The organism is Paraburkholderia sp. RL17-373-BIF-A (genome assembly GCF_046030175.1).
GTDB lineage: Bacteria > Pseudomonadota > Gammaproteobacteria > Burkholderiales > Burkholderiaceae > Paraburkholderia.
In genome coordinates this window covers 16,165-35,886 of the sequence record NZ_JARESO010000070.1, presented here as the reverse complement: position 1 = coordinate 35,886, position 19,722 = coordinate 16,165, and the positions used below count along the sequence as shown (strand labels likewise).

General features: G+C 58.6%; 16 protein-coding genes and 7 pseudogenes. 9 read left to right on the top strand and 14 right to left on the bottom strand.

Annotated features, from left to right (window positions below; genetic code table 11):
- Window positions 1-188: 188 nt before the first annotated feature.
- The 3 genes and pseudogenes from P0D80_RS42500 to P0D80_RS42490 all read left to right on the top strand — a co-directional run.
- Window positions 189-422, top strand: a complete 234-nt coding sequence (locus tag P0D80_RS42500; RefSeq protein ID WP_408183551.1) for a hypothetical protein — start codon at window positions 189-191, stop codon at window positions 420-422.
- 103 nt (window positions 423-525) lie between these two features.
- On the top strand, window positions 526-1,695 hold the full coding sequence (locus P0D80_RS42495; protein WP_408292738.1) for an ABC transporter permease subunit: 1,170 nt from the start codon (window positions 526-528) through the stop codon (window positions 1,693-1,695).
- Window positions 1,696-1,716: 21 nt separating this feature from the next.
- Window positions 1,717-1,854: pseudogene (locus tag P0D80_RS42490) on the top strand (ABC transporter ATP-binding protein); the annotation flags it as partial.
- Window positions 1,855-2,180: 326 nt separating this feature from the next.
- Here the strand turns inward: P0D80_RS42490 and P0D80_RS42485 are convergent.
- From P0D80_RS42485 to P0D80_RS42475, 3 genes and pseudogenes are all read right to left on the bottom strand, one after another.
- Complete coding sequence (locus P0D80_RS42485) at window positions 2,181-2,861, bottom strand: IS6 family transposase (protein ID WP_408292748.1); 681 nt, start codon at window positions 2,859-2,861, stop codon at window positions 2,181-2,183.
- Between the two features lie 90 nt (window positions 2,862-2,951).
- Window positions 2,952-3,505: pseudogene (locus tag P0D80_RS42480) on the bottom strand (IS6 family transposase); the annotation flags it as partial.
- A 91-nt stretch (window positions 3,506-3,596) separates the two neighbouring features.
- On the bottom strand, window positions 3,597-4,298 hold the full coding sequence (locus P0D80_RS42475) for an MOSC domain-containing protein (RefSeq protein WP_408183555.1): 702 nt from the start codon (window positions 4,296-4,298) through the stop codon (window positions 3,597-3,599).
- Window positions 4,299-4,892: 594 nt separating this feature from the next.
- Here P0D80_RS42475 and P0D80_RS42470 point away from each other — a divergent pair.
- Window positions 4,893-5,279: pseudogene (locus tag P0D80_RS42470) on the top strand (IS110 family transposase); the annotation flags it as partial.
- A 274-nt stretch (window positions 5,280-5,553) separates the two neighbouring features.
- The gene (locus P0D80_RS42465) at window positions 5,554-6,243 is read left to right on the top strand and encodes a hypothetical protein (RefSeq protein WP_408292735.1); all 690 of its coding nucleotides are present in this window, start codon (window positions 5,554-5,556) and stop codon (window positions 6,241-6,243) included.
- Between the two features lie 272 nt (window positions 6,244-6,515).
- On the opposite strand, the pseudogene P0D80_RS42460 reads toward P0D80_RS42465, so the two are convergent.
- Both P0D80_RS42460 and P0D80_RS42455 read right to left on the bottom strand, forming a co-directional pair.
- Window positions 6,516-6,980: pseudogene (locus tag P0D80_RS42460) on the bottom strand (helix-turn-helix domain-containing protein); the annotation flags it as partial.
- 219 nt (window positions 6,981-7,199) lie between these two features.
- On the bottom strand, window positions 7,200-7,595 hold the full coding sequence (locus P0D80_RS42455; protein WP_408292733.1) for a tautomerase family protein: 396 nt from the start codon (window positions 7,593-7,595) through the stop codon (window positions 7,200-7,202).
- Window positions 7,596-7,605: 10 nt separating this feature from the next.
- On the opposite strand from P0D80_RS42455, the gene P0D80_RS42450 reads away from it, so the two are divergent.
- From P0D80_RS42450 to P0D80_RS42440, 3 genes are all read left to right on the top strand, one after another.
- The gene (locus P0D80_RS42450; protein WP_246279278.1) at window positions 7,606-7,848 is read left to right on the top strand and encodes a type II toxin-antitoxin system CcdA family antitoxin; all 243 of its coding nucleotides are present in this window, start codon (window positions 7,606-7,608) and stop codon (window positions 7,846-7,848) included.
- A complete protein-coding gene (locus tag P0D80_RS42445; protein ID WP_408292730.1) occupies window positions 7,848-8,168 on the top strand; it encodes a CcdB family protein in 321 nt (106 codons plus the stop codon). Before P0D80_RS42450 ends, P0D80_RS42445 begins: the two co-directional genes overlap by 1 nt.
- 138 nt (window positions 8,169-8,306) lie before the next feature.
- Entirely contained in the window at window positions 8,307-8,648 is a 342-nt protein-coding gene (locus P0D80_RS42440; RefSeq protein ID WP_408292728.1) for a hypothetical protein, read from the top strand.
- 56 nt (window positions 8,649-8,704) lie between these two features.
- On the opposite strand, the pseudogene P0D80_RS42435 reads toward P0D80_RS42440, so the two are convergent.
- The 5 genes and pseudogenes from P0D80_RS42435 to P0D80_RS42415 form a co-directional block, all read right to left on the bottom strand.
- A pseudogene (locus P0D80_RS42435) lies at window positions 8,705-9,427 on the bottom strand (IS6 family transposase).
- Between the two features lie 154 nt (window positions 9,428-9,581).
- On the bottom strand, window positions 9,582-9,998 hold the full coding sequence (locus tag P0D80_RS42430; protein ID WP_408292726.1) for a cupredoxin domain-containing protein: 417 nt from the start codon (window positions 9,996-9,998) through the stop codon (window positions 9,582-9,584).
- Between the two features lie 414 nt (window positions 9,999-10,412).
- A pseudogene (locus P0D80_RS42425) lies at window positions 10,413-11,440 on the bottom strand (IS110 family RNA-guided transposase).
- A gap of 517 nt (window positions 11,441-11,957) precedes the next feature.
- Complete coding sequence (locus P0D80_RS42420) at window positions 11,958-12,989, bottom strand: FUSC family protein (RefSeq protein ID WP_408292724.1); 1,032 nt, start codon at window positions 12,987-12,989, stop codon at window positions 11,958-11,960.
- Window positions 12,990-13,066: 77 nt separating this feature from the next.
- Complete coding sequence (locus P0D80_RS42415) at window positions 13,067-13,648, bottom strand: hydrolase (protein ID WP_408292722.1); 582 nt, start codon at window positions 13,646-13,648, stop codon at window positions 13,067-13,069.
- A 142-nt stretch (window positions 13,649-13,790) separates the two neighbouring features.
- On the opposite strand from P0D80_RS42415, the gene P0D80_RS42410 reads away from it, so the two are divergent.
- Window positions 13,791-14,453 carry a TetR/AcrR family transcriptional regulator gene (locus tag P0D80_RS42410; protein ID WP_408292720.1) on the top strand — a complete coding sequence of 221 codons (663 nt, stop codon included), beginning with the start codon at window positions 13,791-13,793 and terminating at the stop codon, window positions 14,451-14,453.
- A gap of 79 nt (window positions 14,454-14,532) precedes the next feature.
- Here the strand turns inward: P0D80_RS42410 and P0D80_RS42405 are convergent.
- From P0D80_RS42405 to P0D80_RS42390, 4 genes and pseudogenes are all read right to left on the bottom strand, one after another.
- Window positions 14,533-15,239 (bottom strand): annotated as a pseudogene (locus tag P0D80_RS42405) (IS6 family transposase).
- A 1,039-nt stretch (window positions 15,240-16,278) separates the two neighbouring features.
- The gene (locus P0D80_RS42400; RefSeq protein ID WP_408292718.1) at window positions 16,279-17,196 is read right to left on the bottom strand and encodes an IclR family transcriptional regulator; all 918 of its coding nucleotides are present in this window, start codon (window positions 17,194-17,196) and stop codon (window positions 16,279-16,281) included.
- Window positions 17,177-17,824 carry an FAD-binding oxidoreductase gene (locus P0D80_RS42395; protein ID WP_408292716.1) on the bottom strand — a complete coding sequence of 216 codons (648 nt, stop codon included), beginning with the start codon at window positions 17,822-17,824 and terminating at the stop codon, window positions 17,177-17,179. The genes P0D80_RS42400 and P0D80_RS42395 overlap by 20 nt, the downstream gene beginning before the upstream one ends.
- A 72-nt stretch (window positions 17,825-17,896) precedes the next feature.
- Complete coding sequence (locus P0D80_RS42390) at window positions 17,897-19,222, bottom strand: ABC transporter substrate-binding protein (protein WP_408292745.1); 1,326 nt, start codon at window positions 19,220-19,222, stop codon at window positions 17,897-17,899.
- Window positions 19,223-19,722: the final 500 nt, after the last annotated feature.

Sequence of the window (19,722 nt, the reverse complement as noted above, 5' to 3'; positions counted from 1 at the left end):
CGCAGTTACTCCGGCACTGTCAACTTAACGGAATCGACGGGATTTGTTTTGTATAAAAAGGGGCGCGTTGCCACTCTGAGCGGCATATCGGGCTTCGGACGCGCGTCCGCGCGCCAGAAATTCTCTCGAAGTGGGATTTCAGTCAGACCGATTTGCTTAAGTTGACAATACCTGCTGACGGTGTCGCCATGCCGAAAATCTATTGGAAGCTGGAGAGGATCGCGTTCTCGCTCGTCGTGCTGCTGGCGCTTGCATGTTTCGGCTTCATCGTATGGCAGAAGAATCCCGGCATGACGTTGGCGGTTCAGACGGGCGGCGAGATGCTGATGCCGAACAGTGAACATTTGCTCGGCTGCATGGCGCCGGATCAAGGCGGTTGTGAGCGGATGTTGAACGAGTTGAAAACACCGGACCAGAACTGATGGCACGCAATATGACGTGTTCGCATTTATCGTGCTGGTGTTTCGTCCGTCGGGCCCGTTGGGCGAACGTGTCGCGGATCGCGCGTAAGGGAGAGGAGCATCTATGACCTCAATTCAACCGATCGAGCCGTCCACGACGCTCGTCCCCGAGAAGAACGCGACGAAGACGCTGGTCTTCGGCATCATCGCCGCCGCGTTTGCGATCGCCGCACCGATGATTATCGGTGCGGCCGGAGGCAACTACTGGGTGCGTGTGCTCGACTTCGCGATGCTCTATGTGATGCTCGCGCTCGGCCTTAATGTGGTGGTCGGCTTCGCCGGCCTGCTGGATCTGGGCTACATCGCGTTCTACGCGATCGGCGCGTACACCGCGGCGCTGCTGTCGTCGCCACACCTGACGAGCCAGTTCGAGTGGATCGCGCATCTCGCGTCCAACGGCCTGCACACGCCGATCTGGATCATCGTGCCGTTCGCGATGTCGCTCGCCGCGTTCTTCGGCATTGTGCTCGGCGCACCGACGCTGCGTCTGCGCGGCGACTACCTCGCCATCGTGACGTTGGGCTTCGGGGAAATCGTGCGGATCTTCATGAACAACCTCGACCGTCCGGTGAACATCACCAACGGCCCGAAGGGGATCACGGGTATCGAGCCAATTCACGTCGCCGGCTTCAACCTGTCGCAGACGCACACGCTGTTCGGGTTCTCGTTCCCGTCGGTCTACATGTACTACTACCTGTTCGTCCTGTGTTCGCTGCTGGTGATCTGGATCTGTACGCGTCTGCAGCATTCGCGTATCGGCCGAGCGTGGGCCGCGATCCGCGAAGACGAAATCGCCGCGAAGGCGATGGGTATCAACACCCGCAACATCAAGCTGCTGGCGTTCGCGATGGGCGCGTCGTTCGGCGGTCTGTCGGGCGCGATGTTCGCCGGCTTTCAGGGCTTCGTGTCGCCGGAATCGTTCGCGTTCTGGGAGTCGGTCGTGGTGCTGGCGTGCGTGGTGCTTGGCGGCATGGGCCATATTCCGGGCGTGATTCTCGGTGCGTTGCTGCTCGCCGTGTTCCCGGAATTCCTGCGCTCGACGATGGGGCCGCTGCAACACGCGATCTTCGGCCATGAAATCGTCGATACGGAAGTGATCCGTCAGCTGCTGTACGGCCTCGCGATGGTCATCATCATGCTGTACCGCTCGGAAGGCCTGTGGCCGTCGCCGAAGCACGAAGACAAGATTGCGAAAATGGCGAAGCGCGCTGGCAAGAAGCCGGTGCGTGCCTAACGGACAGTCAGGAGAACACGCATGAGCGACAAGAAAATCCGACTGTGCGTCAAAAGCGTGAACAAGTGCTTTGGCTGCCTGCAGGCGCTGGCCGACGTTGGCCTGCAAATCGAGGAAGGTTCGATCTACGGCCTGATCGGCCCGAACGGTATTGTCAAGTTGTCGGTGCGATACGTGTCGCCGTCAGCCGCGCGTTAGGCGGCATGAAGTAGGCGGTAAAGCTCTTCTTTGCCGTGTCACGCTCTGAGGTCGGAACATCGATCGCAGTGCCGTGACCTGCTGTACGACCAGCAGTTGCCTATCCGACATGCGTAACCGGTAACGGTTGGGTGTGAAGCTCCAGAGACAACGTGGCTCTCGATTGACGGTTTACCTCGCAATTGATTGCGAAATTCTTGGTCACGTCTGCTTGTCATCTGGCCGAACGGCTCTGTCAAGTTGGCGGGCGTACGGCTACCCGCGCAACTAAATAGTAGTTATCCTTATCAAATAATTTTCTCGGGTGCGCCAATAACGGTCCAACCATGCCATGTGGCGAAGCGTTGTTTGAGTACGGCGCGATGCCATGCCGCGTTCATTTGATGTCTGGGCAACGCGAAGTACTGTCGGATTGGGCCGAAGCACGAAAGAAACGCCTGCGTGCGACGCGCATCGCGAAAGCCGCACATCGGGCGTTCGCGCCTGCGTGTCGGCTGATGGCTGTTCTCGGCACGGTTGTTCACGCGTGCAGCCGCATTGACGAAATCGTGCTTCACATGAGCGAGCTCGGGGATGTCAGCCTTCGCTGCCGGATAGCTGCGCAGCTGGTCGGTAACGATCTTGCGCGGCACGGGGTTTGAACGCAGCACCCGCCGGACGAAGCGTTTTGCCGCGGCCTTGTCGCGCCGCTTTTGCACCAGCACGTCGAGTTCGGCACTACGCTCGTCGACCGCTCGCCACAACAGATACGGCTCGCCGCGCAGCGTCACGAACATCTCGTCCATTTGCCATGTGCTTCCCGGCTTGCACCGCGCCGCTTTAGCGCACTGGGCGAATCCAGCGCCGAACTTGTCGCACCAGCAACGGATCGTTCCGTAAGTGACCACGACACCACGCTCAAGCAACAGCTCCTCGATGTCACGCAGGCTCAGGCTAAACCGGAAATACCAGCGAACTGCGCAGCTGATGACGACGGCAGGGAAGCGGTGGCCTTGATAAAGCGACTCGTCTTCTTCATAGCTTCATCCTACCGCTGTCTTCGCATCCTGACAGAGCCGCCGCGTGCGTCGCTTGATCGCCCGATGGTCCTGCTCGGCCAGGTTATTGAGATATTTGGACTGGCGGATCCTGATGGGCGCGTCACGATCCGCGTTGATTGCTTCGAGCGCGGCGAGGTTGGCACCGCTTTTGTCGATGGTTACCGTCTCGGGTACACCGTTCTGGGCGATCGATTTCTCAAAATAACGCCGGGCTGCAGTCTTGTCCCGATGGGACCGTAGCAGAAAGTCGATGGTATTTCCATCCTTGTCGACGGCACGGTAAAGATACCGCCATTCCCCCTTGACGCGAATGTACGTCTCGTAATTCGCCTGCTCTTACCAACTGGCCGCTTGCGGCGACGAAACGCTTTCTCCAGCACCGGCAGCAGCTTGATCGCCCAGCGGTGCACAGTCGAATGATCGACCGAAACGCCGCGCTCAGCCATCATTTCTTCGAGGTGCCGCAGGCTCAGGGGATAGGCCACGTACCAGCGCACGCAAGTTAGGATCATGTCGAGCGGATAATGCAGGCGGTTGAGCACTCGGGCCACCGCCGGATTCAACGTCTTCATCGAGTTGTCAGTCGTTCATGTCGTTCCACACATCTTAGCGGACCGCCTTACTGCAACAGAACCGATGACTGTGTCGATTGGCTTTTCATCACTAATTCTCCAGGACTATTTTGTCGCCCGGCTTGATGGTCCCGCCTGTCAACACCTCTGCGTAGATTCCGAGATCTCCGTGGTTGACGTAGTCCTTAATCTGGAGCGGAAGGTTGATATCGCGCTCGCCAGTCGCGGGGTTCACGCTCGTTGCTGCGCAGCGCTTGGTGCGTCTCACCACTTTGAGACGTGCGTCACCGATGCAGAAGTGGCGGTCGAGCCACTCCATCTCGGCCCACGCAGGAAGCCCGTCGAAATAGACGTTTGCGCGAAAACGCACGGGATCAAGTTCCATACCAACTCGCTCAACCAAATCGCGGACGGTCGCAAGATTGATGAAGGAGATGCTGCGCATCAAGGCAACAGAGTGAACGCTGACGTCGGTGAACTGGTGCCCAGGCGCGTGAACGACCTTCGGAGTTCCGGGAAGCGGCACCCCAAGAAAATCACTCACAAAAGACGCAGCCGTCTCCTTCCCGGCGTCGGTGGCGAGATCAAAACGGGCGGTTGACCCATGGTGCTCGACTTCGAGTTCGCTGGTCTCTGCAATCAGGCGGGTTTTCAACTGAGCCAGCCGTTCGTATTTGGCCAGCATCAAAAATTTCGTCTTCGGCTCGGGGGTGGGATTGCCCGGGTCGAACGCAAATGAACCGTCAGTAATGGCATATGCGCGGTCAAGTGGAAACCCTTGTGCCTCTTGCAAAAGAACAGATTGCAGAGACTCTGGGGATAGTCCTTTGACTGGGTACCGTTTTAGACAATCTACGAACATAGCGGGCTCGGGCTCAGTGAATTCGGGTACGCATCGGCGCACAAGTAAATCGTTGAGCGCGTTGGCTGGCGGCTGTTTCCGCCGACGGAGCGTTGTTGGACGCCGGAGCAGGCGGCGGACCGCAAGGGTAGGCAGATGTGCCGCCTCACGTCCGAGGCGGCCAAAGCTTAGGGAAAATCCTCAGTCATGGATTGCGGCAATCTCATCTTATCGGGCAAACCATAAATCAGGCCGGTATTTCGGACGTAACAGGCCGTTTCGGACCGAAATCCACGATTTCGGCAACGTGACTCCGGGTCTCGAGAACGCGGCCGAACCGGGAGGAAAGCACACTTGGCGTCTCGATACCGCAAAAGTGATTCACCTCCTGAATTTTACATAAGATAAATTAACAATATTTGGACTGTCAGGGCTTTTTAGATGGAATGGTCGCCTCCCGCCTTGGCGGTCTGTCCGGCGCCGCGGTCTCGCGTCAGGAACGTGCGACATTGCGGATTCGGCAGTCCTGCCGTCAAGGAGAATCAAATGGAACCCACGATCATTGCCATCGATCTGGCTACGCGCGTTTTCCAGATCCATTTCGTCGATTCTGACACCGGCGCAATCCACAGCAAGGTTCTCAAACGCGCGCAGTTGTTGCCGTTCTTTGCCAACCGGCCAGAGTCGCGTGTAGTGATGGAGGCCTGTGGCAGCGCTCATCACTGGGCACGGCAGTTGGCGCGGCTTGGCCACGATGTCCGGATCATTGCAGCGCAGTTCGTGCGGCCGTTCGTCAAGTCGAACAAGAACGACGCGGCGGACGCAGCGGCAATCTGGGAAGCTGCGCAGCGTCCGGGCATGCGCTTCGTGGCCGTCAAGACTGAACACCAGCAGGCCATGCTCGGGCTTCACCGGATGCGGCAGCAACTCGTAGTGCATTCACAGAAACTGTTATAAAAATTCGACAGAAATCGTTCAGAAATGCCGTCGCCGTCTTTTCTAAACGGTTTACGTCGAAAACAGAACGCGTAGATGGTCTCGTGGCATTTCTGAAGGAATCACGTTAAGTCTCTATGGTGGCGACTTCTGGCCGCCCCAGCGGGTGGTATGCGAGTTACCCCCGGGGCAGCATTTTGAGGCAGATACTTGAAATGTGAGACTTGTGATATAAACTTAAACTATCACATTTCTCAATATCGAGTACGCAATGGTTAAAAGACGTTCAAGTGCCGAAACGATGGCCCCTGCAAACATGGCCGCGTTGGCGCTCGGATCCCAGACCGCGGGAGGCGTCGGTGACATCGGCCGGATCGTGATGGCGCTGGACGCGACACGTGCTGCTGCGACTGCAATTCTCGACGGGTTGGAAGACTTGGGCGGTGGCATGTCGGAGCACACCAAGGTAGAGCTGACTCGCAAGGTACGCCGGCGAATCAGCGAGCAGGAAGATAGTGTCCTGCAAGGTCTCGTCGATGCGTCACCGGTCAGGCTGATGACGCCGTCGCGTGCCGAGATGGAAGCTAAGGCGGTTGCAGCTGTGCTGGACGGAACCACGTGGTTGACGGCTCAGATGGTCGGCAAGCAGCAGAATCCGGATGCCACGAATCTGCATGCTGTGACGAGTCGGTGGAAGAAGGAAGGCAGGGTTTTTGCCATCGAGCGGGCGGGCCAGACCTTGTACCCGAGGTACATTTTTGATGATCTCGGCAACCCGATTCCTGCAGTGGCAGAGATCCTGAAGGTCTTCGAAGGCTTCACACCGTTCCGGATTGCCTCGTGGTTCGAGTCGACGAACAGTATCCTCCATGGGAAGCGTCCTCGCGAGGTCCTGGCAACAGGCCCCTTGGCCGTGATCGAGGCCGCGCGGGATCACGTGGTAGGAGCGGTGCATGGGTAGTACACAGCATCCTCCGCCGCCATCGTCATTCACGCTTTCAGCCCTTCCGTCCCTAAAGTTGTTCTCCACCGGAAACGCTCCCACGTAATCTGTATCGTATATTCCACGTAATCTGTGCTGGAAATGGTCGCACCCATTTTCAACAGAGATCACGTGGTTTCGGAGTGTGTCCAGCGTACATATTCCTTCATTAATCGCGTGGCCCAACCAATTCCACGCAATTTATGACGGAAAGGCGCTCCCACGTAATCTGTGCTGGAAATCGCCGCCCGGCGGTGGTCGCTGCCATCAATCTGCACCAGTTCGCCCAGACACGCACGGCGGTTGTACGGCTGGTGCACCCGCGGTGCACGCTCCTTGCGCGGGATCCACAGCCCGGCCGCCCGCATCAGCGTGCGCACCGTCTCGACCGCCAGCCCGATACCGTGACGTTCCCGCCGCTTCTCGCAGGTCAGCGTCGGACCAAAATGCGGGTAGCGCTCGCGGATCAGCGCCAGCGCCCGCTGAGCGTTGCCAGCAGGAAGCTCGTGGTTGCCCGGACGGCCACGCTTGCCCGACACCAGTCCGGCCACGCCAGCCGCCTCATAACGCCGCACCGGCCGCTCGATCTGGCGCACGCCCAGTCCCAGCCGTTCAGCCGCCTGGCCCGGCCTGAGCCGGGCCTCGGTCACCGCCTGGATGACCTTGAACCGGTCCACCTCGCGCATCGTCATCGTGATCGTCCCAGTCGCGTTCATCGCCGGCTCCATGATGGATGTCCGGCGCTCAACCTACCCAGAACACGACATTTCTATTTAGCGGATGAAAAGGTTGATAACTTTAATTATATAAAATTGACAACCTGGTCGTGGCGCCCGCTGCGACGTTATTCGTTGGTTCCTGAAGCCGTGACCGGCGTTGGCAGCGTCACGGCGCAAAGTTCAATCCGCCAGGACGAATGCGCTCAGCGCACAGGCTCAACCTAAACTGAGAAGATACTCCCGGTCTGCTTGCGGCAGATTCTCCCGCCAGTGTTCCTCCTGCCCTGGAAGTGGCAACTCGTGGCCATATTCAATCATCTGGAGTGCTGGAATTTCGGAAATATAGACCCAGACAGAACGTCGTTCCACCGATGCTATTTTCGTCACGGCGTCGACAATTTTGGAAAGAAGCAACTGCTTTTTGTCGTCGGGACGTCCCGCACGTATATGACCGTGAACAAAGATTTGCTCCGCTCGAAGCAGGCTTCCGCCGATAAAATGATTCCCGCGGGTCTGACTGCGCCCTAACGCTTTCCGCGTAGCCCTCATCGGCCGCCGATCCGCTTGCGATCCGTCGATCATGTGCAGCATAATGCACATAATATGCTGCATGGAGCCGCACATGGGCAAAGCCCTCGAAGTTCGACCGCGTAAATCCACCAACGTCACCTTGCCTCCCGAGGTGCTGGAGCGGGCCAAACAGCTTGGCATTAATCTTTCGCGCGCGAGCGAGCGCGGTGTACGCGAAGAAATCCAGGAGGCCGAGGCGCGGCGGTGGGCGGATGATAACGCCGAACTGGTCGCCGCCTACACGGCGATGGTCGATCGCGACGGGCTTCCGCTCGCGAAATACAGGACGTTTTGATGGCCCGGTTTGATCTCTACGCGAACCCTGACATTGAGACGCGCAAGCTTGCACCTTACCTGCTCGACGTGCAAAGCGCCTATGTCGGCATTTTGCCGACGCGCATCGTAATTCCGCTGCGACCTGCTCGGCAACTCGCCTTCTCCGGCAAACCATCCGACCTTCTTCCCGTTTTCGAACTCCACGGCGAAGAATGTTTCCTTGATACGCCTGCCATGAGCGCGGTCCCCTTGAAGGCTCTCGGCAAGTGCATTGGTTCCCTTTCAGATCGACGCGAGGCCATCCTCGCGGCGCTCGACCGGATCTTCGGCGCATACTGAGCGACAACAAATCGACTTTGTTCCTAAGGGGCGACCGTCGTATCAGCGAATCAACCTCGAACCTCTAAATATTGATTTCGCTGTTGCGCTTCACGTTGATACGGCCCCGGGAAAACCGCGATTGGAGATGCGATGCAAATGGACAAGCAACAAAAGAGGCTCAGGCAAAGTGGCGTAACTATGCGTCCTGGCGCGCCAAGCTTGCTGGCAAAGGTACTGGCCGTGGTAATAGGCGCTGCCCTGCTCGTCGTGGGGTTCGCCGTTTCGCTTGTAATGTTGGCAGTGGTTCTTGGAGCAGCAATTGTGATCGGCGGTTTTGTCTGGTGGAAGACGCGCGATCTGCGCAAACAGATTCGTGAGCAAGCAATACGCGCACAGCAGACGCACGAGCAGCAGGTGCGCGAGCGCGCGGGCCAGCGCATGGATATCGGCGACGTGATCGAGGACGTAGAGTTCCACGACGAGAATCGACAGAAATAAGGGTTCTGTCGCGGTAAGGAAAGCGGGTCAAGCAAAGGTGATATGAGAAGGATCGCTTACGAAATCAACGAGTAAAATCGCTGGGCAGCAGACAGCGAAGTCCTGCCCGAACATTTCACCTGTCCTTTCTTGATCATGTGCATCAATTCGATGCCACTCAGAATGACGCGCGCGCAGTTGAAATCCTTGAACCCGAGCATCGGTCGGGATGGGCGTTTGATGGCTCGATGGTCCTGCTCCACGATGTTGTTCAAATACTTGATCTGACGAACCATGATGGGCGTCTCGCGCTCGGCGCTCACCGCGTTAAGCGCGGCCAGATTGGCGCCGCTTTTGTCGATGGTTACGGTCTTGGGCGAGCCGTCCTGACCAATTGCCTTTTTGAAGAAGCGCCGCGCAGCAGCCTTGTCCCGCTTGGCTCTGAACAGAAAATCGATGGTATTGCCCGCCTTATCCACTGCCCGCTAAACAAACTTCCACGAGCCCTTGACCTTGATATGGGTTTCGTCAACACGCCAGCTCTTGCCGACTGGACGCTTGTGCTTACCAAATGTCTTTTCGAACAGTGGCACCATCTTGATGACCTAGCGATGTACCGTCGAATGATCGACAAAAATGTCGCGCTCGGCCATCATTTCCTCGAGATTGCGAAGACTCAGCGCGTAGGCAACGTACCATCGCACGCACAGCAGGATCACTTCCAGCGGATAGTGCAGCCGCTTCAAAACCTTGGCGATGTCCGGAGCAAGCGTCGTTCGTGGCGTCATTGTCTTCTTCATCGTGCGGCCAGAGCGTTTTCGTACGCCTCGAATTTTACCTCGCCCGCGTTAATGCGACAGAGCCGATCCGCTCGACCAGAACCTTTCCCACGGGCGTTGAAAAGTAGCGCGTCGCTATCGATGTGCTGCAACCACGGAACAACTGTGCTTCGCCTCAGCGCGCAACAACGAACGATGTGTGCATGCCCATCTCATAGTGCCCCGGCCGGTTGCAAATCAGCACGTAGCGTCCTGGCGCAAGCTTCAATGACAGGCGCTTGGTCGAACCCTGCGCCAAGTCTTCCACCTCGCCCATTTTCTCGAACCGGCTTTCCGTGACCAGGCCTTTGCGGACGGGCAGATGCGCGTCGTCCATGTCTGTCCTCAGCACCACGAACTCATGTTCAGTATTGCCGTTCGCTGCGTTGTTCACCTCGAATGTGACGCGTCCGGCCTTCGCTGTGCCGGGATCGAGTTGAATCGCCTTGTCCGTGAGCTTGACATGGATCGTTTCGTCCGCATGACCGCTCAGCGGCACAACGCCGAGCGCAATCGCCGCCAGCACGCACGCGGTATGGTTTCTGTCGATCATAATACTTCTCCTCGAAAGGGCTGCGTCGCCGCAAGACGCGTTGAACCACGGTGCCGGGTTCGCCGGCCCCGAGGGCTAGTGGAGCAACTGTTCTCTCGATGACCGTTGCGCGTCAGTAGGCACGCCCGCCAATATGGATGGTTAGGAACCCTCATCATCGTCGTAGCCGCCGGAGACCACTGTTCGCGGCGCACATCGCTTCGCCTTTACGCAACGGTGCAAGAAGGCTTGCACGCATTGCACGCGTGAATTCATCGCGGATGAAGGACCGTGCTCGCCAGAGCAGGCGAACTTCGGTAATAGAACGTGAGTGGGCTTCGAAATATTCCGTCCGATGTCGCGTGGGAAGCCGCTTTCCGGCGGCGCCATGCTGGAGAGCACAAACGATTCGAGCGATCCGAGTGGCTTCCCGGTTCACCGACGTGTTACCTGGCTCGCCAACGCGCTAGTTCCCAGTGGCGCCCCCCGCCCATCATTCGACGTGGCCTTGTTGGCCAGTGCGACCGCAGTGCAATTGTGTCCGCGTCGGGCGATCATCTGTTGCAGCCAGACGCTATGTGGATCGGTTTTACCTTTCACATACCTCAGGACTGCGCGAGCGCCATCGATCAACAGCGTGCGCAGGTAGGTGTCGCCGCGCCGACTGATCCCCTGCAGCCGTGACTTGCCGCCCGAGGAATACTGGCGCGGCACCAGACCGAGCCACGCGGCAAGATGCCGGCCATTCCTGAATTGCGTGGCATTGCCGGCGGCACCGACGACTGCCGTGGCGGTAATGGGACCGATGCCCGGGACGGCAGCAATCTTATGCATAACGTGGAATGCTTCATGAAGGCCTGGATCGACGTGTCGATGAGATGAATGCGCTCTTCAATCGCAGTCAGGTGCTGCAGCCGTGCTGTCAGCAGCGTCTGGCAGAACGCAGTCCGTTCGTCGGCGCTCGTTCGCAGCAGTTCCGGAATTGCACGTTTGAAGGCTTCCGGCGACCGTGTGATGGTGAGCCCGCGCTCTCCGAGCAGGCCACGCATCTGGTTGATCAGCGCGGTGCGGTGGCGAATCAGGATGGCGCGCATGCGGTGCGCGGCCAGGATATCCTGCTGCTCGACCGATTTGACGGTCACGAAGCGCATGGTAGGCCGGCTCGCGGCTTCCACAATCGCCTCTGCATCGTTGCGATCGTTCTTGTTGGTCTTGACGAACGGCGTCACGTACTGCGGGCTGATCAGGCGGACCTCGATGCCCAGAGACTGGAAACGCCGTGCCCAGTGACGAGCGGTGCCGCACGCCTCCATCACGACCACTCCGGGCGCGAGGATGCGCACTGCTTCGAACAGCGACCCACGCGATACCTTCGCCCGGTGCACTGCTCGTCCGCGACGATCGGCCCCGTGGAGCTGGAATACCTGTTTGGCGAGATCAATGCCGAGAATATAGATTTCCATGATGAACCTCCATCCAGACGTCCGGTTGAGTCGGTTAGTGTCCCCCGAGGGGAGGCGTCGGGTCCATCTCAGTAAAATCTGGCGGTTTGATCCTGAAAATCCATGTGGATCAACAACTTCCAAAATCATCGAATGCGAAAAATTCGCAGAGCGGCCGAGCCTGGCTGCAAGCGGTTCTTCACGCTACTACCGCCAGATTTTGCACGATTCGCACAACTACCCCCCATAGCGAGAGCGTTTCCTCCCCGCGTCTTACAGCTACGAAACCCTGAATCCAGCGACCACCCGATACGCGCCAGTTCTAGCCCCAATCGACGCTGAAACCGCGTTTCCGCAACTCCACTGCGATATCGTTAGCGGTAGTTTCATCGTCTTCAATCGTAAGCACTCTTGACATGCCACTCTTCCTCAGCCAGCGAAATTCGCCGGTACAATTATCCAAAACACCGAATCTGCGAATACCCTCGTGCGCCCTTAATCAGAGGCGACTGCGCAGTCCCGCTCGATTTTGCCGGGATCATGGGGAGTCACACGTCGAGCGGCACGTGTCTTTCATGTACGCCGCAATGGCGGCTGCCGTGAGCGCACACAGCAGCCCAATGGCGCTACCGACTGCCACGCTCAGCAGGCGCTCGCCTCCAAAAATCCACGGTTTTCCCGCTAATACAAATGCGATTGCCGCACAGGCGCACCGGACGCCGAATGCGAGCGTGTACGGACGAATGCAGATGAGCGTCAGCATTGCGGCGAACACAACGAACACACGCATAAACAACGCATGAGGGATCATCAACCCAACGACCACCCCGAAGGAAACGCCGATAACAGCCCCAGTCAGCCGGTTGCGAAACTTCTTTCTGGCGCTTGCCGCATTTCCGGTAACAACGCTGGCGGCCGACCAGATCATCCACTGACCATTATCAACGTGCCGCCATTCGACAAGTGCGGCAGCGCAAGCGACCGCGAGCGCGACGGTGATCACCAGCTCGATATATTTATTGCGCTCGCTGTTTGGGGAGAGGCGAGTCCACTTTGCGAAATGCTCAAGAGTCGGCTGGCCGGTTTCATGCGAGCGGAAGTGCTCGACCAAAGCAACGAGCAGGATCGGCAACGCCGCTATCAACAGGAACGGCAAAATCTCGACGCTCCGGGTGATAAGCGCCTGCCGCGCGACCCCTTCCCCACTTTCGCAGGCAAGATACAGCGTGGGAATGAACGTGAAGTTGCCGAGCGAGCGCAAGCTACTCCCGCCCGCGGTCACCAGCACGGATCCGATGCCCAGCATGACTGTGGCTACGACAAACAGCAGCGGATGCGCGAGCGACGCCATCAGGATCACGAAGCCTGCGCTGATCGCCAAAGCGTGCGCGAAGACGCCGAGCGGCGCAAGCTGCGAGTGGTCGAGTGCGATGAGCATCGCGACCGGCACGATTGCGGCGGTGAGCCACCCGGATCTGCCAGATACGAGTGCAAGCAAGAGCAGTGGGACGAGCGCAAACATGGCGCGACCCAACGCCCGCATGTCGAACACGGTTTCGACGCGGCGCAAGAGCGACGAAGCTCCGGTGTGACGTTCGCTGCTCATCGTCTCTCTCCGGCTACGCTGTGCTTGTCCATCGGGCGGCATCAGGCTGCGAGTGCCTCGAGTACGTCGACGGATCGCCGCACGAGACCGAGCCTTGGGAAGATGTAGTTCAGCGACGCATGGTGATGCTCGGGCGCGCCGCAGCTCATTGCGTCCTCGACGAGCACCAGCGAGTACCCGTGCTCGTGCGCGGCGCGAGCCGTCGACTCGACGCCGATGTTCGTCGAAATCCCACCGAGCACAATGGTTTCGATGCCGCGACGCCGCAATTGCAGGTCGAGCTCGGTGCCGTAGAAAGCGCTCCATTGGCGTTTCGTGATCTTGATGTCGCGCTCCTCCACCGCCAGTTCGGCGGGAAAGTCCCACCAGTTCGAGGGCAGTCCGCCGGGCGGAAGCGCTATGGGCTGATCAACGGGTTGCTTCAGCGCATCGCCGAAGTCGGCGCTCCAGCCCACCCGGACCAGGACGACCGGCGCGTTGACTTCCCGGAAGCGCTTAGCGAGCGTTGCCGCGGTAGCCAGCACGGCTTCGCCGGGGCGGGGTGCTTTCCCGAATCCGAGAATGCCCTGCTGAAGATCGATCAGAACGAGAGCGGTAGTCTCGGGGTCAAGGTTTTGCAACATGAGTGTCTTCCGTTGAAAGCGGCGAGCCGCTGATGTATTGTGAGGGGGTGCTCACAAACAGTATATGAGAATGGCCTCACAAAAGTCAACGCCGAATACGGGCGAAGCGAAGGCGCCGCGCCGTGCCCGCGGACACGCGCGGGTGGCTTCGTTGCTGGAAGCCGCAAGCGCGGAATTCGCCGAAAAAGGGTACGAAGCAACGACGATGACAGCGATCGCCGCGCGGGCGGGGGCGTCGATCGGTTCGCTTTACCAGTTCTTTCCAACGAAAGAGCAGGTCGCAGTTACGCTAATCGAGCAGTACGTGATCGAGCTTGAAGCCGCGTTCGGCCAGCTGATCGAGAAGGTGCCCTTGTTTGACGTATCGGTCGTTGCGGGCCGGCTGACGACGTTATTCGTGGCGTTTCGCACGACGCACCCCGCTTTCGTGGGGCTGGTCGACGCTCTTGATGTCGTATTGCCCGGCGCCACCGGAGTGCGCGAAAGATTGCGCAAAGGAATCGCATCCGTGTTGGCTGTCCTCGCGCCGCGACTGTCCGTGGAAGAAGCTTTGTTCCGTGCCGTGGTTGTCCAGCATCTTATGAAGGCAGCGGTCACGCTGAGCCACGATGAGAGCGTCGTTGACCATCACGCGGCGATGCTGGAGTTCCAGCACGTGGTAGAGCACTACCTCAAGGACGTGATGGAATCCGGGCGTGGTGGACATGCCGGCACAGCGCAACGAGGCGCCGCACGCAAGGAGCTTTCCGCTTCGGGCAACAGCATCGTTCCGAAGAAAAATGGCAAGTCCGGCATCTCGACGTGACTGCCGTTGCTGCCCTGCCCGTCATGGTTCTGGTGCAAATAGGTAAGCGGGTTGAGAAGCTTCCTATAGGCAGGATTCCTTATCGAGAGGACAGGACCACATTCCATACGGTGGTCGCAGCGGCATCCTTGAGGCCGAGCTTCGCGAGATCGAATTTGCCCTTGCGAATACGATGCGTCAATTCGATACCGGAAATCGTGGTCGCGGCGCTCCTGAACCGTTTGAATCCAAGCATCACGTTCGTTCTGGACTTGATGTGGCGATGGTCCTGCTCGATCACGTTGTTCAGATATTTTGAGGACCGGACCTTCGTGTCTTGAGGCAGCAGACCATCGGCCTTCATCTCACGCACCGCGCGGTGCGAGGCCGCGTAACCATCCAGCGTGATGGTCTCCGGCGACTGGCCCTGATGCCTGATAGCCCTGCTGAAAAAGGCTGTGGCCGCGGCCACGTCGCGCCTCGCCCTGAGCATGAAGTCCACCGTCTGGCCAGCCCGATCCACGGCCCGGTACAGGTAGACCCACCTGCCGCGAATCTTCAGATAGGTCTCGTCGACACGTCACGAGCGACCCGCAGGTGTAGCAAAGCGGTTCCAGCGTTTGACGAACTCGGCACCCAGCGCAGGATCGTTGTGTGAGCCAGCGACAAACCCCGGTCGGCCATCATCTCGACCAGATCGCGTAGGCTGAGCTTGTAGCGCAGGTACCAGCGAACACACAGAATGATGATCTCCCGATCAAAATGGCGTCCACCGAACAACTCCTCCAGACTCATCAGCTTGCTCATCGCGGTTCATCAGTTCGTTTTGCTCCGACAACTCTAACCGATCCTCCGACCCTATTTGCACCAGAACCGTTTTGCCGATCGTGACACCGTCGAGACGGAGTGCTGCCGTAACCTTGCTCGACGAACGTTGGGTTCTGGACAAGAGTTCCTTGCCAGCGGAGATCATGTTGCCGGGCGCCAGACACAGCCACGATGTGAGGTGCTTCACCATCGGCCAGCTTCAAAGGGAGGTAACGTCCGAGTCCATGGAACTTTCGTGAGATCAACGCCCAGCACCTTGTAGAATAGGCGCGCACGTCGAAGGAGAAGTCGTTTGACTGCCAGCATCGACGACGCGCGACAGGCAGAGGGCTGCTCACCGGCAACGCATTCGCCTGTACTTGCCGAACAGCGCATCGGGAAGCGTCTCGGCTGAGGCCTTGCAGCGCACGTCGCGACGTCGAGCCAGTTGTTTCGGGTCACGTTCTCCAGCGACGATCAGGCGGATGATTTATATGCCAGTCGCTCAGGTGACGTCCTGTAAGACGTGATGGGGTTGCAGGCTCATCTGCATCATCGCCTTTTGTGTGCTGGATATGTGCCGCAGCGTACTCGAGTAAGCGTTCAGGCTGACGCAGATAGGCGCGTAGCGTCACGATATCATGACCGGGACGGGAAGCTGGCACGCACCAGCCCATACGCGTGTAGCCGCTGCAGCCACTGCGGCATCCACTTTTTAGCCGACCTCAACACATACGTGGTCGCCCCTCTCCCACGCGCAACTCCGCGAAGCGCCGCGCGAGGCGATCGCGGCGGGTTGCCGCCGGCCCCGCGCGCTCGGCAAGCATCTGCATTGGCTACTCGCTATCGATCATCGTGAAAAGCGCGGAATGGGCACAAAGCCTGTCACGATAGAAAGTGGCCACGACAACCGAGAACAGCATTAGCAACTATGGCGAATACAGCGTTTAGGATGACCAATCGGGCCGGGCGAACTTTCTTGAACACCAGTTCGTGCGGATAGTAGCTTAATTTCTATATAGGACTGGTTCCTAACTACTCAACATTCGAACCAAACTGGCACACCCATCCTAACTATCAGAAGGAATGGGACTGGGCGCGAGCGCGCAGCCGCCCATATAGCCCGCCGACTTGGAGATACTTTTGTATCTGTAAGAACGGGAAGCAGCATCTCCCGGGCGTTCGCATTCATACGCAGTTCCGGACCGACTATAGCTACCGCTCCCATTACTACCGCATCGTGGCCGAAAATCGGGGCCGCGACCGAAACCGCGCCTTGAATAACCTCGCCGCTGGCTATGCATATGCGCTCCTTCCGAACGCGCTCAAGCTCCATTCGAAGCTTTCTTTTACGCTCTTGCTCGGATATCGAAGCGAGAGCATCTTCCAATTGCGCGTCCGACAAAAACGCGAGAATAACTTTCCCTGCCGCCCCTTTCGTGAGCGGCGCAACATAGCCACTGGGCCGGCTGTAATGAAGAGGCTGGCTACTGCGCGATTCGTGGACCAAGATCCGCTCCTTTGACGAATTTGGCACGAACAACATGACGGTTTCATCGCAGGCATCCCGCAATCGATCCAGCAGCGGTCGGCTGATTTCGACCAGATCGAAGGACCGCTGCCATGCCCTCGACAACTCCAACACCTTTTGCCCAAGTCTGTAACGGCGGGGCTCTCCGAACGAACTGACAAGCCCTTTCTGCTCCAGCGCAGTCACCATCCGATACAGCGTTGGTCTTGGCAGGTCGAGCCGCTGCTGTAACTCTCCTATTCCCAAGACAGGAGAATCGATGAAAGCCAAAATTATGTCTACAGCACGGTCAACAGAGCGAACAGGTTTATTTGACATATTGCTAGTGCGCGCGATACCTTGATCTAAGCAGTCTTGGGTTGCCGCACCGATCGATTCGGTTCCGGTTCGCACTGCAACCACCGTTTCAATCAAGCTCTCGCGCATGCGCGAGAGTCCCGCGAGCAAAAGGCCCATTTCGTCCCGCGACTTCACGACTACCCTTCGCTCTCAGGTCACCGTCAGCGATTCGCTTGAAATGAGCGAGAGCGTCGGTGATCGGCTCACCGATCGCACGGCGCAGTGATAGCCAGCTCATGGCCGCCATGAGTAGACCTAATAGCATCATTACGATGGATGTAATCCTGAATGTCGCAAACATCCGCTGTGCATGCTGGTAGCCGCGGCCCATGCCGCCACCGAGGGTCAGCCCGGCAACCCCAGTGTGGGAGATTACGCCCGCCGGCACCACTTTGCCTCTAGGAGCAAGCGCCTGAGCGAGATCGCCCAACAGGGCTCCGCCGCCAACGTCTACCGTCCCGGCCTTTTCATCCATAACGACCGAATTGAACCGAGAGAGATCAAGCACGAGACCATCGTCACAGGTGGATAGGCCCGGTATGCTATGCCCGCCTCCACGCACTGCCAGGAGGGCATTGCACTGGGCTGCCGAGTCGATGTCCCTTCGAACATCATCGACACTCTCCGCCTGCAATATGGCGGCGGGCCTGCGGTCGACAAGGCCATTCCACACCCGCCGCGCATTGTCGTAGTCTGGATGGTCACGACCGATCACCGGTCCTCGACATCCAGACGAAACGAGCTTACTGAGCAACCTTCCATGCATGGCGTCGAGAGCTCCTGGGGCTCACTTCTGATAACCCGCCTGCTTCACAGCGCGATCGGCGGCGGCGTTGCCCGCCTTCAGCGCTGCGTCCACACTGGTTTGCCCAGCAACGACGCCCGCAATCGCTTGCCCCACCACAGTCCCGAAGGACGGGAACTCGGGGATGCCTACGAATTGAATTCCGCTGTACGGCACCTTCCTGAGCGATGAGTCGTTCGGGTCGGCCGATTCGATCGCTCTCAACACAAATACTCCGAAAGGAGCGGCCTGCCTGTACTCGGGACGTGCAAAAGTCGACTTCCTGCCCGGAGGAACAGATCCCCAACCCTCGTCCTTTCCAACCATCTCGGTGTACTGTTTCGACGTTGCCCAAGTAACAAATTTTTTCGCGGCATCCTGCGACTTCGAGGTCTTGGGGATCGCGAGCGCCCACGACCACAGCCAATGCGATCCCTTCGGCGTTACCGCAACCGGTGCCGCAGCGAACCCAATCTTGTCCGCCACTTTCGACTGCAACTTGTTGTAGAGCGTGCCCGCGGCAGCCGTCGAATCGATCCACATTGCGCACTTCCCGGACGACATCAGCGTCAGGTTCTCGTTGAAGCCGTTCGAACTCGCTCCGGGCGGCCCGTCGTTCTTCAAGAGGTCTGCATAGAAGCTGATCGCCTTGTGCCACTCCGGCGTATCAACCTGCGCTTTCCAGTTCTCATCAAACCAGCGTCCGCCGTAAGTGTTCACCACGGTCGACACGTAGGCCATGTTTTCACCCCAACCTGCCTTCCCGCGCAAACAGATGCCATACTGACCCTTGGTCTTATCGGTGAGCGTGTCGGCAAATTGCTTGATCTGGTCATAGGTCGGCTGATCCGGCATATTGAGCCCAGCTGCCTGAAACAAATCCTTCCGATAAAAGGTCATCGAACTCTCGACATAGAACGGCAACGCATAGAGTTGCCCATCGTAGGAAAGGCCGTCGCGCGCGGTCTTTACCACGTCGTCGAGATCGTAATCGACCGGCAGATTGGTCATCGGGACCAGCCAACCGCGCTTGCCCCACTGCGGCGTTTCGTACGTACCGATTGCAACCACGTCGAACTGGCCGCTGTTAGTGGTGATATCGGTCGTCGCGCGCTGACGAAGCACGTTTTCCTCAAGGATCATCCAATTCAGCTTAATATCCCGGTTCGCGTCCTCGAAGCTCGCGGAAAGCTTCTTGAGTTCCAGCATAGCCGGGCTGTTGAAAGTAGCGATGGTGACATCTGCCGCGCTGGTAACTTGTGCCGCGCAAACCGAAAGGCCAGCAAGCGCAACCTTGCGAATCGGCCCGCGACGCGTTGAGTTTTTCATCTTCATGAGAGTCTCCGATCGCTTTCGTCGGTGGCAGCGTTTGATTCCTCGGAGGTCGCAGCGGAGGTGGACGATGCTGTAGGGACTGCGACGGCCGGCGTGCAGGCAATGTCGATTCGACGCTCGGACCAGATTGAGTTCATGATGTTTGCCTCCTTACCCTCGGACTAAGCGCTGTACACATACGAAGCGTGGTATCTCGAGCGGTCTTCGTTTCTCGAAGGCGGAGAAGTGATCAACTTGCCCGGCGTCGAACACTCGTTATGAGCAGACCTGTGCCCGGGTGGCCGGCTCCGCAAGTAAGCGTGTAAGGGTCTCCGTGCGCCGGCTTACCTCAAGCGCCTTTCGAATGAGCGCCGACTACCGAGTGCCAAAGCAATGAGCACGCTTCACGTGACCCGTAGTCTTGTCGACGGGTGTTGCTGACGCCCTAGCGCCGGAATGCGCATGACGGGCCGTCAAGCCGATCGCCGCACGGTGCTGCGTCGCGTTCGGCTCTT

Bases quoted from the DNA above. Each gene is read 5' to 3' on its own strand.
- P0D80_RS42500 (WP_408183551.1), top strand. From the start codon at position 189: ATGCCGAAAATCTATTGGAAGCTGGAGAGGATCGCGTTCTCGCTCGTC.
- P0D80_RS42495 (WP_408292738.1), top strand. From the start codon at position 526: ATGACCTCAATTCAACCGATCGAGCCGTCCACGACGCTCGTCCCCGAG.
- P0D80_RS42465 (WP_408292735.1), top strand. From the start codon at position 5,554: ATGGTTAAAAGACGTTCAAGTGCCGAAACGATGGCCCCTGCAAACATG.
- P0D80_RS42455 (WP_408292733.1), bottom strand. From the start codon at position 7,595: ATGCAGCATATTATGTGCATTATGCTGCACATGATCGACGGATCGCAA.
- P0D80_RS42450 (WP_246279278.1), top strand. From the start codon at position 7,606: ATGGGCAAAGCCCTCGAAGTTCGACCGCGTAAATCCACCAACGTCACC.
- P0D80_RS42445 (WP_408292730.1), top strand. From the start codon at position 7,848: ATGGCCCGGTTTGATCTCTACGCGAACCCTGACATTGAGACGCGCAAG.
- P0D80_RS42440 (WP_408292728.1), top strand. From the start codon at position 8,307: ATGGACAAGCAACAAAAGAGGCTCAGGCAAAGTGGCGTAACTATGCGT.
- P0D80_RS42430 (WP_408292726.1), bottom strand. From the start codon at position 9,998: ATGATCGACAGAAACCATACCGCGTGCGTGCTGGCGGCGATTGCGCTC.
- P0D80_RS42415 (WP_408292722.1), bottom strand. From the start codon at position 13,648: ATGTTGCAAAACCTTGACCCCGAGACTACCGCTCTCGTTCTGATCGAT.
- P0D80_RS42400 (WP_408292718.1), bottom strand. From the start codon at position 17,196: ATGCGCGAGAGCTTGATTGAAACGGTGGTTGCAGTGCGAACCGGAACC.
- P0D80_RS42390 (WP_408292745.1), bottom strand. From the start codon at position 19,222: ATGAAAAACTCAACGCGTCGCGGGCCGATTCGCAAGGTTGCGCTTGCT.